This is a genomic window from Vogesella lacus (genome assembly GCF_979366295.1).
The window spans coordinates 37,433-51,436 of record NZ_CEETQT010000015.1; the positions used below are offsets into that span (position 1 = coordinate 37,433).

At 50.5% G+C, this 14,004-nt stretch carries 11 protein-coding genes and 1 pseudogene; 7 read left to right on the top strand and 5 right to left on the bottom strand.

Annotated features, from left to right (window positions below):
* Nucleotides 1–266 precede the first annotated feature (266 nt).
* The 3 genes from ACZ9W6_RS16665 to ACZ9W6_RS16675 form a co-directional block, all read right to left on the bottom strand.
* On the bottom strand, nucleotides 267–578 hold the full coding sequence (locus ACZ9W6_RS16665) for a hypothetical protein (RefSeq protein WP_465192315.1): 312 nt from the start codon (nucleotides 576–578) through the stop codon (nucleotides 267–269).
* A 138-nt stretch (nucleotides 579–716) separates the two neighbouring features.
* The gene (locus tag ACZ9W6_RS16670) at nucleotides 717–1,952 is read right to left on the bottom strand and encodes a type II toxin-antitoxin system HipA family toxin (RefSeq protein WP_465192316.1); all 1,236 of its coding nucleotides are present in this window, start codon (nucleotides 1,950–1,952) and stop codon (nucleotides 717–719) included.
* On the bottom strand, nucleotides 1,949–2,275 hold the full coding sequence (locus ACZ9W6_RS16675; RefSeq protein ID WP_465192317.1) for a helix-turn-helix domain-containing protein: 327 nt from the start codon (nucleotides 2,273–2,275) through the stop codon (nucleotides 1,949–1,951). Before ACZ9W6_RS16675 ends, ACZ9W6_RS16670 begins: the two co-directional genes overlap by 4 nt.
* Nucleotides 2,276–3,044: 769 nt before the next feature.
* On the opposite strand from ACZ9W6_RS16675, the gene ACZ9W6_RS16680 reads away from it, so the two are divergent.
* Genes ACZ9W6_RS16680 through ACZ9W6_RS16710 form a run of 7 tightly spaced genes read left to right on the top strand, consistent with a single transcriptional unit; the run spans nucleotide 3,045 to nucleotide 13,454 of the window.
* Nucleotides 3,045–4,631, top strand: coding sequence for an AAA family ATPase (locus ACZ9W6_RS16680; RefSeq protein WP_465192318.1), 1,587 nt, complete (start codon nucleotides 3,045–3,047; stop codon nucleotides 4,629–4,631).
* A gap of 18 nt (nucleotides 4,632–4,649) precedes the next feature.
* Nucleotides 4,650–8,102 (top strand): AAA domain-containing protein, encoded by a 3,453-nt coding sequence (locus ACZ9W6_RS16685; protein WP_465192319.1) that lies wholly within the window; start codon nucleotides 4,650–4,652, stop codon nucleotides 8,100–8,102.
* Nucleotides 8,102–9,793, top strand: coding sequence for a hypothetical protein (locus tag ACZ9W6_RS16690; protein ID WP_465192320.1), 1,692 nt, complete (start codon nucleotides 8,102–8,104; stop codon nucleotides 9,791–9,793). The genes ACZ9W6_RS16685 and ACZ9W6_RS16690 overlap by 1 nt, the downstream gene beginning before the upstream one ends.
* Nucleotides 9,793–12,141 (top strand): hypothetical protein, encoded by a 2,349-nt coding sequence (locus ACZ9W6_RS16695; protein ID WP_465192321.1) that lies wholly within the window; start codon nucleotides 9,793–9,795, stop codon nucleotides 12,139–12,141. The genes ACZ9W6_RS16690 and ACZ9W6_RS16695 overlap by 1 nt, the downstream gene beginning before the upstream one ends.
* Nucleotides 12,134–12,343: a DUF2997 domain-containing protein gene (locus ACZ9W6_RS16700; protein WP_465192322.1), complete on the top strand. Its 210-nt coding sequence runs from the start codon at nucleotides 12,134–12,136 to the stop codon at nucleotides 12,341–12,343. The genes ACZ9W6_RS16695 and ACZ9W6_RS16700 overlap by 8 nt, the downstream gene beginning before the upstream one ends.
* Nucleotides 12,343–12,849: a hypothetical protein gene (locus ACZ9W6_RS16705; RefSeq protein ID WP_465192323.1), complete on the top strand. Its 507-nt coding sequence runs from the start codon at nucleotides 12,343–12,345 to the stop codon at nucleotides 12,847–12,849. Before ACZ9W6_RS16700 ends, ACZ9W6_RS16705 begins: the two co-directional genes overlap by 1 nt.
* Nucleotides 12,850–12,851: 2 nt before the next feature.
* Nucleotides 12,852–13,454, top strand: a complete 603-nt coding sequence (locus tag ACZ9W6_RS16710) for a 4Fe-4S cluster-binding domain-containing protein (RefSeq protein ID WP_465192324.1) — start codon at nucleotides 12,852–12,854, stop codon at nucleotides 13,452–13,454.
* A gap of 61 nt (nucleotides 13,455–13,515) precedes the next feature.
* Here the strand turns inward: ACZ9W6_RS16710 and ACZ9W6_RS16715 are convergent.
* Both ACZ9W6_RS16715 and ACZ9W6_RS16720 read right to left on the bottom strand, forming a co-directional pair.
* Nucleotides 13,516–13,878: pseudogene (locus tag ACZ9W6_RS16715) on the bottom strand (transposase); the annotation flags it as partial.
* A 28-nt stretch (nucleotides 13,879–13,906) separates the two neighbouring features.
* A complete protein-coding gene (locus ACZ9W6_RS16720; RefSeq protein ID WP_465190979.1) occupies nucleotides 13,907–14,002 on the bottom strand; it encodes an integrase core domain-containing protein in 96 nt (31 codons plus the stop codon).
* Between the last annotated feature and the right edge of the window lie 2 nt (nucleotides 14,003–14,004).

A 14,004-nucleotide genomic window follows, 5' to 3' on the forward strand; every position in this document is an offset into this window, starting at 1 on the left:
AAGTGACGCGCGACAGACGTTGCATGGGTTTGATCGTCGGAACGATCTAATCGCCAGAGGCGTAGCAGCAATGCTGCCGGGTGAAAGGCCGGTGCGTAACCGACAGAGTGTAGACATGTGGGTCTACGCTTGGGAAAACTATTATATGGCTGATTTAACCGTCAGTACGGCTCAGCCATAATAGCCAGCTTTCGGATTTCATGCAACAAACCACAAAACACGAACTCTTCCATACCCTAAGTTAGAAACCCCCTGCAAGCAGGGGGTCACTGATCACTAAATGGCTTGGTCTTGCCACAAAGTTGCAGTGATGAGTTTCTATCTGTTTTCACAGAAGGTTTTATTCGACGCGGCCTTACATCTGACCACTGTAAAATTTTTACCTTTGTGCCGGGCTCTCTGGATTCACTTACCGCTTCAGGTTGCCTTGTCTGGAATCTACGAATCATAGTCGTGGCGCCTCCTTGCAGGTCAATTGTATATTGGTCTAATTGGCCTGCAAGCCCCCCCACTTTCTCTTCTAGCAGGCTGTTGAAATACCCGTTGGCTGAGAAAATTTCTGCCTCATGCTTGCGCATGACGCAGCTTTGATTCGGTCGTCGCGTAGCACCTCGCAGAGGTTCCAGCGCTTCTGGACGATCATGGTATTGCCTTGCCGAAAGCATCGCTGAAGGACGATAAGGCCATGTCCCGCCATCCCAGGCTATTCATCCGCTTTAACTTGCGCTGAGCCGCGCCCGGTTGACCGCAATAATGGCGGCGAGGTCTTGCTGTGTGGCGCGGCGGATGGCGTGGTTTCTGGCTTGCGCGGCAAAACCGGCAGCCACGTTACATTGCCGCTCTATCGCCTCTGCCGCCCAGCGTGCATCAAGCGCGTTTTGCGTCGCCAGTTGCAGCAGGTGGGTGCGGCTGATATTGAGCGCTTCGCCGCAGACGTCCATCTGGTGGTAGCCGCCCGGCCCCGCGCAGTAGGTGAGGTCGTAAGCGGGCGACAGCTGCCAGCGGCGGTCTTGGCCCAAGAGGTAGCTGAAATTCTTCGGGTGGTCGTCGCGGTTGTTGAACAGCACATTGAACACCGTGCGCTGGTAGGCTTTTTGCACCTCGCGCTCGTCACGGCTGAGAAAGCGGGTGGCGCGCAAAAAGGTGCTGTAATCGACCGAGCCGGGCAGGCGGAAATCGGCGTGCAAGAGGCCAGCCAGCGTATGCGTTGGGATGCGCATGGCGCCTGCCACATCAAAACGCGCAATACCGAATGCGGCCAACTGCGGGCTGAGGTCAAAATACTGCGTGGCGGGGATATCCAGCCCGCAATCATGCGCCAGCCGGGCGTAGAGATGCTCGATGGCGCAGACTTCCTTGTGCTCGTTTTGTGCCTGGAATTTCACCAGCCACGGCACGCTACCGGCGAAGGGCTGCGTGCTCATCTGCCCAGTGGCAGTGTCGTAATGCACCAGCACCTTGGGGCGCGCACCGTGCGGCGAGCCGCCCATCAAGGCGAGCTGCCGGAGCAGGGTGCTGTCTTCGCCACTCAGCTGTGTTTTCGCTTGCTGTGCCAGATTCAGCAATTGCACCTCATCCGCCGCAAGGTTGGCCGCGGTGACCGGCTGAAAGCGCAGGGCGCCCATGGCGCGATTGCCGATGAATGACAGCCTGTCGAGTACCGAGGCGCGTGCCGGGTCTATGCCGTTCTGGCGAAACAATCTGTCCATCAATAGCAGGCCCCAGCCATCGGGCAGCGCATCGGCTATCAGCCCCGGCAGACGCAGCTGGTAAGCGGGGAAATCGCTGTAGGCGGCAGTTTGCAGCTTGAGATGGCGCGGGGACAGCTCCAGGCCTTGCGCCAGCGCGTCGGCGCTGTATTCAAACAGCAGCGTGCGACCGTCGTCGGCGAGCGTCGCCAGATGCCAGCGCTCGTCCCAGCCTTCATAAAAGACCTCGACTTTTTTGATCATGGCTTGCTCGCCGGTTTGGCCCGACTGGGTGCGCGTTGGCGCTCGGCGAGCTGGGCGCGCTCCATCTGGGCAATCGACTGTACGGCCTTGAGCGCGAACAGTTGGGCCAGCTCATCCACCAGCCCCAGCGCCATGACGATGCGAATGGTGGACTCCAGCGAGGACACGCCTTTGCCTTCCAGATTCTTCACCGTGCCCGGTGCCACGCCAGCGCGCTCGGCCAGGTCTTTCTGCGTCAGCGCCTGCGCCAGACGCTGGCGCTTGAGCCGCTGGCCAAGCTCGGCGCAGACCTCCTGATAAGAAGCAAAAGCAAAGTCCAACATAATATTCCTTAACGGCCATTTTATGGCAATACGGCCACTATTTTAGCTCTTATACAGGACGCGCACCAGAGTTAATCCAGCAATGGATATTATTTTGCTTCTTGAAGATGTAAATCTCAAACAAAGAGCAAAATAATGGCCATTACATAGTAGACATCCAGAGCTCTTCAGCCAGCGTATCAAGCACCACCGGCAGTTTCGTACCTAGGATTTTTCCAGCTGCTGGGCACCAGCATCCGGGTATTGAATATTTAATTGGCATTATCGAGTGTGGCGCGAAGCATGGGCACGGAGCTGGCTGTGAGGCACGCTGGTAGACGACCCTTTCCACGGTCTGCAAATGTTTACGAACGGTCGGACGTGATAACTTGAAACTGCAGGCAATCGCGGTAATGCTCTCGCCACTGACGAGGTGACAACGCCGGATTTCGGCGATGATGTCCATGGATAACACCCCAGGTTTCTCCGGCAAATAGCCGGATAGTTACACAACCCGGGGTGGAAACTATTGGATGCCGATCACCCCCGATCAAGGAGAAGCAACTTAATTTACTGTCCGAAATTTGTTGACCACAACACTTGGCCATTGGTCGGGATACGCCAGAAATCCATTTGAGTAAGGGGGAGCTCGATCTGTGAATGGCCTATGCAACAAAGCCGGTCAGGGCCAGAAGCTCCGCTCGGGTATTGGCGGAGTCTTGACATTTCTAATGCCATAAACATAAGGCATGAGTTATAGTTTCTAGCAATTTAACATGGAGGTTGGACAGTGATATTTAAGGATTTGTTCAAGCTAAATACGGAATCAGCGGTACCGGTTATTCAAATTATCAGTCACGAAACCCTGCGGATTCGCGCCTGTTGTATTCAGGCAGCCACAGACCTGAATAGAGATCTATACAAATGGAATATGCCGCTGGGTTTGAGGAAATATGATTTCGATGACTATTCCTGGGAATCAAAGGAAGAAGGTGGACAGCCTCAGGAAGTCATGGAGTGGCTGATTGAATCTTCGCAAGACCAATCTGAATTCATCCTGCTTCTGGAAGACTTCCATCATTTCCTGAATGAGCACACCCTGATCAGCCGCTTGCGTGCATTTGCGATCGCCGTTGCCAGCCGTGAAATCAATAACGTCACTGTTGTGTTATCCCAGCCTGTTCCTTTACTGCCTCCAGAATTGGAGAAAGAGGTACAGGTGATGGAAATGCCATTACCGGATACCGATGACCTCAAAACCCTGATGCGACAGGCCAAGCATCGATATGAACTGGGCGACAGGGACTATCAAGAGTCGTCCGCTCTAATCGAGTCTGCACTTGGCCTATCAACCAGCGAAGCTCAGCTGGCCTTTTCAAAAGCTGCTTGCCAGTTCAAGCGTCTGACCGGATCTGAAATCCCTTTTATCGTTAAAGAAAAAGAGCAGGTGATTCGCAAGAGCGGACATCTGGAATACTTTCATCCGAAAGCCACGCTCGACGATATCGGAGGTCTCGATAACCTCAAATCCTGGCTGAACCGTCGCCGGCAATCGTTCAGCAAAGACGCCCGGGATTTTGGCCTGGAAACTCCCAGAGGGGTGTTGCTGCTCGGTTTGCCGGGCACGGGTAAAAGCCTGGCCGCCAAAGCAGTGGCCAATGCCTGGCAGCTGCCTCTGTTGCGTCTGGATATGGGCAAAATCTACGGCGGTATTGTGGGTCAGTCTGAGGCTAACATCCGTTCTGCACTACAAACCGCCGAAGCGCTGGCACCCAGTATTCTCTGGGTCGATGAAATCGAAAAAGGCCTGTCGGGCATGCAAAATTCTGGTGCGACCGATGGTGGAACCACTTCGCGGGTGTTGGGGACTTTTCTGACCTGGATGCAGGAAAAGGAGAAGCCGGTGTTTGTGGTCGCGACTGCCAACCATATTGCACAATTGCCGCCTGAGTTACTGCGCAAAGGCCGGGTCGATGAAATTTTCTTTGTGGATCTACCGGTGCAGGAAGATCGCAAAGACATTCTCTCGATTCACCTGAAGCGCCGAAATCGCCTGGATGATTTTACTCAAAAAGAATTGGATGAGTTGGCGATTGTCAGCAAGGGCTTTACCGGGGCAGAACTGGAAGAAGCCGTCAAGGAAGCCATGTTTCTGGCCTTCGACGAAGGCCACCAGTTAAACAAGGACGATATCCTCAAGGCCATTAAGGCCACCTCTCCACTGTCTTTGACCATGGCTGAAATGATTAAGGACTCTCGTGAATGGGCGAAGGGACGTGCAGTGGCTGCCAGCTCTGCTGTGCCGGAAGCTCTGGAGCTTTCCAATAGTAAAAAGCCCCGCCTCAAACAGGAAGGCGAAAATCCTTTCGTGAAATAATGATCTGGGTAGCTTGTTATGGAAAACCCGTTTTTTACTGCCCTTGAACAACAAGGCTTCAACGCAGACACACTGGCCAGCCAGACCAACAGTGTCCTGATGCCGTTTATGCATTACCTGAATAACAGCATCAAGGCACTGGAGAACAAGGAAGTCAGCTGTGAATGGAAGCCTGTTGCCAGTAAACGCTATCAGCTCAAGCCTGACAAACGTATCTGGCAACTGTTGCCAGTGAGCGAAATAGATGTTTTCGTCGGCAAGGAAGGCTGGTTTGAGATTCTTACTGTTGATGGTGAGTTACCTGATGCTGATTTTGACCCGGATGAAAAAGATCCGATTCAGCAAGGTAAAGGTAAAGGTCGGCGGGAGACTGAGATATCTGATGGTGGATATATCGCTTCCGCTTACCAACTGTATTTACCCAACCTTGAGTTGGATGACGATCCGATTTCATGGAGCGGTTATCAGCTGGAACTGCGTCCATTAGCTGTTCAGCTTGACCAGTTAGAGTCGGTTTATATCGACGGCCAGCCATGTAAGGTTTCGAAACACACGGGTGCTCGTCTGGCTCTGCAAGGCCATGTAAAAGCCAGCAGTAAACTGTCTATTGGTGGGCAAGATACGCCTTTCACCTTGATTAAAGGACTGGACGAAACCTGCCTTAAACAATGGCAAGCCAAATCCAATGGTAATGGTTGGCTGCTGTTTTCAGAGGCGCGTCCACGGCTGGATGGCCATAAGCTGGACGACATTACAGAGAAGCAACTGGCTGGGCTGAGTTGTGGTCACTTTCAAAGTCAGGGGCAATCCCTGCAAAGTGATCACTGGGAGCTACGTGTAGAAGGCAACAAGCAGGCGCAAAGCCTGATACTGGAAAGCCGGGCTAACGAGAAATTCAAGGATTCAGATTCTCTTACCTGCTCCGCATTTCCAGCTCTTCTCTGGCAACTGGAGCCTGCCAAAGTAGAAGAAAAGTGGATTCAGTTGATCGAAAAAGAAGGTGGCGAGGATACTGGTAAATCCGATCTGGACTATTTCTTTGACGATAACCAGAACATTAAAATCCTCGACTCTACTCAAGGCAAATTTGATGATGGCTTCCGCGTACTCAAGGCTCGTCAGGATGAGCGCCAGATCTTGCTGGCCAGAAATATCAAAGGTAAGAAAAACTGGAATAGTGAGTATCCATCCCAACAAGGGAAGTCCTGCGAGATCCGCGTGAGCGTGGATACCAGCCAGCTCAAACGTCAGAAGGATGCCATCAACCAACTGATGAGCCGACCATCGGGTGGTCATTGGCCTCTGATTCAGATGTTGCAAAAGCGTGAGCAAACGCGTTGGCCAGACATTCCGCCTGTACGAATCGTTGAATCCGAGTGGAAAGTACTGACAGACCCGAACTTCGATGGCTGTGATCGTCAGCGCGAGTTTGTTACCAAAGCCTTAGCGAACGAAGATTTCACCATTCTGGATGGCCCGCCAGGTACGGGGAAAACCACCACCATTCTTGAACTGATCATGCAGCTAGTGTTGCAGGGTAAACGCGTTCTGTTGTCGGCCTCAACCCATGCCGCGATCAACAACGTGCTGGAACGCATCAAGGAAAATCCAGCGCTGTCAGCACAAATATTTCCGCTGCGCATCGGAGATGAAAACAACGCCATCGGTGTTGAAGAATTCCAGTTCGATAATCTGCTCAGCGGTCTTCAGAAAATCCAAGGGTGTGATCAACTCAGCAAGCAGTTAATGGTGGATTCTTCCAATCTGGTCTGCGGTACCACCATAGGTATTCTGAGACTGTTCAATGATCGCGAGGTGTCACTGGATACCGGCGAGCCACCGTTTGATGTGATGATCATCGACGAGTGCAGTAAAACCACCTTTCATGAGTTTCTGGTGCCTGCCCGTTTTGCCAAACGCTGGGTATTGGTAGGCGACGTGCGTCAGCTATCGCCGTTCACTGATCGTGAGCAAATTGTTGCCAACCTCGATAATCTGATGCTGGTTCCGCCCAAAGGCAAAACACCAGGCCAGAACCTTTCTGGAGCAGTCCAACAAGCCTGTTTTCTTTTGGAAGAGCTGCGAGGCAGTCATCAATCTCCGTATTCACAGCCAATGCTGATGCCTGTTACACGTGACGTTGCAAACGCATTGGTTGAAGAAGTTCGAACACGCACTTTACTTCCAAAACTTGCCAAGGGCCTGGATAACCTGTTGGTCGTAATGGCAAGTGAGGGACGTAATGCCGACCGCCATCAAGTTGGTCTGAAACAGATCCAGCAGAAGCCTGATCAACTGTATCGTCACAATCTATGTTTCGTCGAAGAAGGTTGCCTGGGCGAGATTGCCCAATGGATTCCTGACGATATGTTGATTCTGCATCCCGATTGGCGCCACACCTCCCATGCAGCGCGCCATAGGGTTTCGGGAACTGGCTGTAAGTCGTTCAAAGTTAAAACCTCTGATTACACGGATACAGTGCAGGTTCATAAGGAACTACTCGACCGGTTCGACAGCACCAAATGGTCGGAAGAGGTGTGTTGGCGTCTGGAGCGCGAGTACTGGCTGCGGCTATCCGCCAACCAGAAGAAGAAAACCGGCTATCTGGAGGACACACTGGAACGGCTTTTCCCCAAGTCAGTATCAGCTGATGGCCGAATTCATGTACTCAAGAATATTGCTTTCCCGTCGATTCTGGAGGCCCTATCGGGGGATGGTCTGGTCAAACGCAAGAATGATGATCCAACGACCTTGAATCAGGGGTTTGATGCTTCTGAGAAGTCCCAACGTTATACGACGCTGACCTATCAGCATCGAATGCACCCGGATATTTCAGCATTCCCTCGACAGCAATTTTACCCACAAGGTGTTTTGAAGGATGGCGGTAAAACGGCTTCTGACCGAGCATGGCAATACACAAGGTATAAGTCTCGTAATATCTGGCTGGATGTTCGCGGAATAACCTTGCGGGGCAATAGCAACAAGCAAGAAACTCTGGCTCTGATTAGTGAACTTGATGCGTTTTGTGATTGGGCTGCAGGAAAAAGCAAAAACAAAAAAGGCGAAACATTCGACGTTGCGATTTTGACCTTCTACAAAGGTCAGGAAAAAGCCTTGCGGGAAGCCCTTCAAAAGCTGCCGGGTAATGCCAATCGTTATGCACGGTTTAATTTCAAAGGTATATCGATCAAGTTGGCGACAGTGGACTACTTCCAAGGTCAGGAAGCAGATGTGGTGTTTCTGTCGATGGTGAATACCCATCGTGATGGCTTTATGGACTCACCTAACCGCCTTAACGTCTCCATTACCCGTGCCCGCTATCAGTTAGTGATTGTTGGGCATCATGAATATTTCTCTCAGCAGTCTCGTACTCTGGAATTAAAAAAACTCGCAGAATCCTGCAATGTTGTGACTGAAAACAGCCAAAAACCGTCTCATCATCCTGCAGGTAAGAAAGGGACATCTCATTAATGAGTGGCAATAAAAACAACAGAATGAAGCCGTTGGCGGAACGTAAAGGGAATGCTCCTGCAGATGCTGCTAATCAATCGAGCCCAGGCAAACAGACTGATGGCAAAATAGGCTCGCTAGCCTTAACGCTCGGCAGAACCGTTCAGATGAAACGTTATCCCATCATCGCGAGAGTTACGTTTTTACGGGAACGCCCCGATCTGGTGTCCTTGTTAAAGAGTATGCAAAACAATCCGGCCTATCTACCGCCTCGACTGAAGGCATATCTAAAGCGAGAAGCGCTTTGGAATGAATCAGGCATTACAGATAAGGGCCAGCAAGTCATTGATAGTGGCCAGTTCGAAGCCAAAGAGCGCGGTCTTTTCCATATCTGGTACACAGAGAACGACCCGCTTTTGGGGAATCGTCCGACGTTTATTCAGAGGGATACAGCGTTCTTTGAACCCAATATGCAAAGCTGGAAAAAAGGATCTGACGCGGCTCGATCAAAATTCCGGACAGATGAGTCGTTACAATTGAGCGTTCTAGAGGAATCCTTTGTCGATCGCAACAAGACTGAACTGAAAAATATTAGTTTGCAGATCGTCTCGCTTGAGCCTGAAGTGATTTGCTCACCCGAGAAGTCCGCAGAGATTCATCTTGAATGGACACTTGGCTTTTCAGCATCGCAGCTCAGCCTGAAAGGCCAGCTGGATATGTTGCAGTTCAATCAGAATAAAACCAACTCACGCCCCGAAACCTTGGAACTCTCCATTAATGATTTTGGTGATCGCCTGAACGATGTTATGACTGCTATCGCTGGAGAATTCGACGGTAACTGGCTGCCTAAAGACCGTTGTATGGCGACTCAGCTTGAACATATTCAGCGTTATCCATCTGCTGTGCAGAAATTCCAGATCGGCAGTTTGAATCGCACAGGTCTGAAGACCAATATGGGTGAATTTCAGTCGGTTCAGGCCAAATATATTCCCATTCAGCCAGCTGACCAATCTGATGCTGAAGATTGGCATCGCTTTTGGTTGGAAGACTTCTACAGCAGAAAGTACCACTCATCGGCGGAGGCCCGTAAACAGCAGTCTGAATGGCTGGATCATATCGCCTTACATGATTTTGAACTGCCACTTAAAGAACAGCAGTCCCTGTTGTCAGCGCTATCTCGCGAAAGTCAGCCACAGGCCTATTGGCATATTGCGGCGATGGCAGACTTGACTCCATCCAGAAGCCGCAAGCTACGCATGCCGATCAGTCTGGTAAACGGCGAACCATTGGCTCTCGAGGACCTGCTGAAACAGTTGTCAGGAGGCGAATACATTGAACACATCATCTATTCAGATCGTTATGTACATACCTCACGTCAGAGCCGCAACCTGAGTTATGTGGCTGCTTATTTTTCTGATGCCGAAGGCTTACTGTTGACGCTGGATAAGCTACACGGAAAAGATGCAGAACTGCCAGCAAACTGGTCGCGCGACATTCTGCACAAACAACATGATAACCACGGTCGCTACTGGATTCTGGTCGGTACGGAGCATACCTGGTGCTGGGAATGCAGCAGCGGGCTGGATTTTATTCGCGAGAATAGTGGGAAATTCATTGTTGCTGGCTCACCGACCTTCACTCCGAAAGAGGTGGCAACGCTGCCTCGATACTTGCAAGACCAGATCAATAACATTGCAGTGGAGGCTCTCTGATGACACGGATCGTACCTCGTCAGGAACAATTTCGAATCGATTACCAGAACGAGCTTTTACCGGCTTTGTTCAGCAAGCAGGCGTCTGATGCAGATTTCAGTAGCGCTTTGCCGATGCTGAATAGTGAGTTTCTCAGCCGGATTATCTCCATGGCTCGTCTGACCCTGCTGATTGCCTGTGAGCAACTGAAAGACGAATCGCTGATTCAGACCATCAAAGAGCTGGCAGAAAAAGGTATTCGTATTTATCTACTGCTGGGCGAGAAAAACGCCAACAAGGTGGCAATTGACGTGTTGTCTGGCCGCTGCCTTATTCGCACGGGTGTGCGCCAGAAAGGTGTTCTGATGCTGGTGGATCACACCACCACTCAGGCTCAAGGGTGGCTGTTGATGTCTGGTCAGCCACTGGTATCTGCTGATCAACTTGCCTGGGGAATCCAGCTGGAGCGTCAGCAGATCGATGACAGTTTCCGCGGCTTCTGCAAACTGTTCTGGGAAAGTAGCAATGATGAATACCTGCAACAGAACCAGCAGCAATCCAGCGTTCAGCACCCGGATGGCGAGGTCGTTACCAACCACTCCCATCAGCTATGCGGCACCTTACACGATTGCCTGAGCGATACCCTGAAGCAATTACAAGCGGCCACTCATTCCAGCTTTAGTGCTTCCGGTAATGGCTGGCGTTTGTTGCTGGGCCTTCAACCGGGAGATATAAAAAATAAGGCGCGTACCGGCGTAGCCCTGACAGAGAGTCGGATCCCATCGCTTTTGTTATCGAACGATGGCAACTGGTTATTGCCAGATCAAACAGAATTTGCTGTTGCCAACTGGTGCTTAAAGCTATCTCCTCAGCAAAGCAAAAAGCTTGAACAAGCCTACGATCAGGCCTTTGGAGAGGCTGCATGGCAGTATCAATCCGAAACTTTGATTAGCGAATGTTCAGATCAGCAGCGACTTCGTTTCGCTGATCAACCGGACTTGGAATGTGTGGTTGAGAATGTTCGTGAAATCGAGCTTGAGGATATCAGCACCCAGAGTATCGACAGTTTCCTGAATGATGATGCCGAGCAGCTGGCATCAGGGGGGACGGGCTGGCAACGCAGCCAGCTGGCCCACTTTATTGATTATAACGTGGTGGTACACCCACCTTACTGCCCAGAGTCTGCAAAGCCGGATGGCTTATATCAGGCCTGGAAAAATTCAGAACAGGATTGGCAGCAACGTCTTGAGCTACTGAACATTGCCCAATCCAAGATTGATCAGCAGCAAGCCAGTGTCGCTGACAAATTAAGAGGCTTTATCAAAGGGTTCTTACTCGGGCAGGGACAATCGGTGAAATCCTTGAATCAAGAAATCGATGTCCTCAAAAATTGGTGCGTTATTACAGCAACGCAAGCGGAACGAGAGCAATATCGTCAGCGTCTGGAATCCTTGCAGGATAAAATTCGTAAGCGTGGTGCCGATACCGAGCAGGAGCTGGATAAAGCCGAGAAAAACCAGCGCTGGGAGCAGCGTCGTGATGCATTAAAAGCTGAACAGTCGAAGGTTAACGAGCTGTTTAAACAGAAGTTGTCTGATCTTGAACGGTTGGAAAAGAATAAGGCCGAGGCCACTTCGCAGGTTGAGCGAAAATTCAGCGATAGCTGGGTTGCAGCTGCCGAAAAGCTGACAGATCAGCAGATGAATGAGATCGAAATCAACGACCTCAAGCCTGAGCATTTTCTGACTGAAGCTTTACCAGAGATACCTCTGGCAGTGCCAAAAGACGCTGATGAGCTGGAAAAGCAGGCTAAACAGGAAGCTATTCAACAAGCCAAATCCAGACGTGAAGAATTAAATCAACAGGCTCGCCAAGCCTGTATAAAAGTCAAACGAGAAGCTCTGCAAGCCATGGATGTAAGGCTGGCAAACAACTGGAAAACATTCATCAAGGAAAAAGTCTGGAAAAAGCATTACAGTGCTTTTGAACACTGCCTAGCTGATCGTGAACAAGGCCTGAAGAAAATCGAGCGTGATATTCAGGAGGCTCAAAAAACACTGGATAACAGCAAATTAGAACAACAGCGAGCAGAAAAAGCATTGAATGAACACGGTGCATCGTTTGTGTATCACCAGAAACAAGCATCCGATGCCTTCGCCAAACAGCTCGGTCTGAAAGGTAATACAGCTGTTGAAAACCAATTCCAATGGCCAGCAGAGGAGCTGCCAGCAGAAGGAACAGAACTGCGCACACATCAACAGGATCGTTATCTGGTGATATTCTATGACGATCATATTGATCGGGCCAAACTGGATGCTGAACGTTTGAATGCAAAAATCGTATGCAACAAGGAGTCAGCGAATGCCTGAACAAAAAATCACGCTTACGATTGATGATGACGGGGCGATTACCGCTAAAACCAGCGGCTTCAAGGGCGAAAGCTGTTTGGAAGTGCTGGATGAGCTTCTGAATCTGGACGGTGTCGTCAGCAACGTCAAAAAGACTGATGAATATCATCAACTGCAGACCCAGCAAACGACTCGGGCTCAGTCGCTCAGCGGGAAATCCTGATGAGTGCCGTGATCAAAACAGCTACGCCATTTGTGATTGAAGAAGTGCTGATGGAGGCTCTGACAGCGGTTGGGGCTGAACCACGAAGAGCCACTTCAAGTGATGTTGATCTTGTTCAGCGCAATCGACTTCAGATTGGGGATATTCTAACGAATCGTAGTGATTACAACGGCCGCCAGCTATTTCGGTTTGAGCGAGATCGTTGGGTAATGATGCATGATTCAGATGAGTACGCAGGTCGTACCGTCGATCGCTTTTCAGAAAAGGGCTATATCAAGGTTTCCAGATTTCTGACTGATGTGAGTGGTGCTTACGAATCTGCTTATGAAAAGCATCTGGAAAAACTGGCTGAGCAGGACCGAATCCGCCTTGAGGAAGAACGTAAAACGAGGGTTGAAACTACTCGCCAGCAAGCCATTGCCAAGGCCAAAGCCCAGGGTTACTCAATTAAGGAAACTACCAACAGCAAAGGCCAGATTCAGTTGGTACTGACCCGTATGGTGTAGCTATGCGACAGGACTATGGTGAGTACTTTAACGTTGCGCATATTGAACCAGAAAGCCATATATATGGCCCTGGTAAACGTTACGTTATTTGGCTTCAGGGTTGTTCGTTAGCTTGTGAAGGATGCTGGAATCAGCAGATGTGGTCATTTGAGCCTGAACAATTGATACATCGGGAGCAATTATTGGATGAAATTCTTCAATATAGAGACATTGATGGCATAACCCTACTTGGAGGTGAGCCTCTACAACAGGCACAAAACACACGTTGGTTATTAAGTTCTATCAGGCGCTCCTCGGGCTACTCGGCGGTTTTATATACCGGTTTTACGTATAGTGAGCTAGTAAAGCGCAAGGATTGGGCATTGCTCAGAGAACATTGTGACTTGATGATAACTGGTCGCTACTCTTCTTCTTTAAGGAATACGAATCTTCGTTGGAGGGGCTCGTCAAATCAGGAATTAATTTACCTAGCGGGGGGGAGAATTCCTCTGGAGCCGCCAGAAGAGGCTAACGAGGTCGAAGTCATTATTGATGAAAATGCTGCTATCATAGCTCTTGGTTACCCGGATAGCAGCTTTTTCGGGACTTTAATAGATTCAGAGTGACTTGGATTGTAAAACAGCGTGCAAAAGTGACTAGGGGGGGCAGCAGAAATCTTGGACTGGTTTAAGCTGCCAAACCAAGACTTTCCCGATACTCAAGGGGACTACGTGACCCCAAGGAAAGCTTGATTCGCTTTTCGTTGTACCAGCGAATGTAATCATCAACAGCTTGCATGAACTGCTCAATGGACGTGTTTCGCCAGTCGCCAGGGTAGAACCATTCTGTCTTCAGCCGGCCGAAGAATCCCTCACAGGCTGCATTATCAGGTGAGCACCCTTTGCGCGACATGGACCGGATCAGGTTGGCATCGCGCATTCGGGACAGCCAACCCGGCCAGCGGTAGTGCGCGCCACGGTCCGAGTGGATGATTGGCCGCTTATGGCTGTTACCCACTGTCTCAATGGCCGCATCCAGCATCGTGTTGACTGTAATGACCCAGCCCTTTCTGCACAGGTCAGGCTGCTAATTGATACGCCATTGCAGGCGTCTTCATCCCCAAAGCTTGGTGTGGGCGCCGGTGGTTGTAGAACCCAATCCAGTCTGCAATCACCC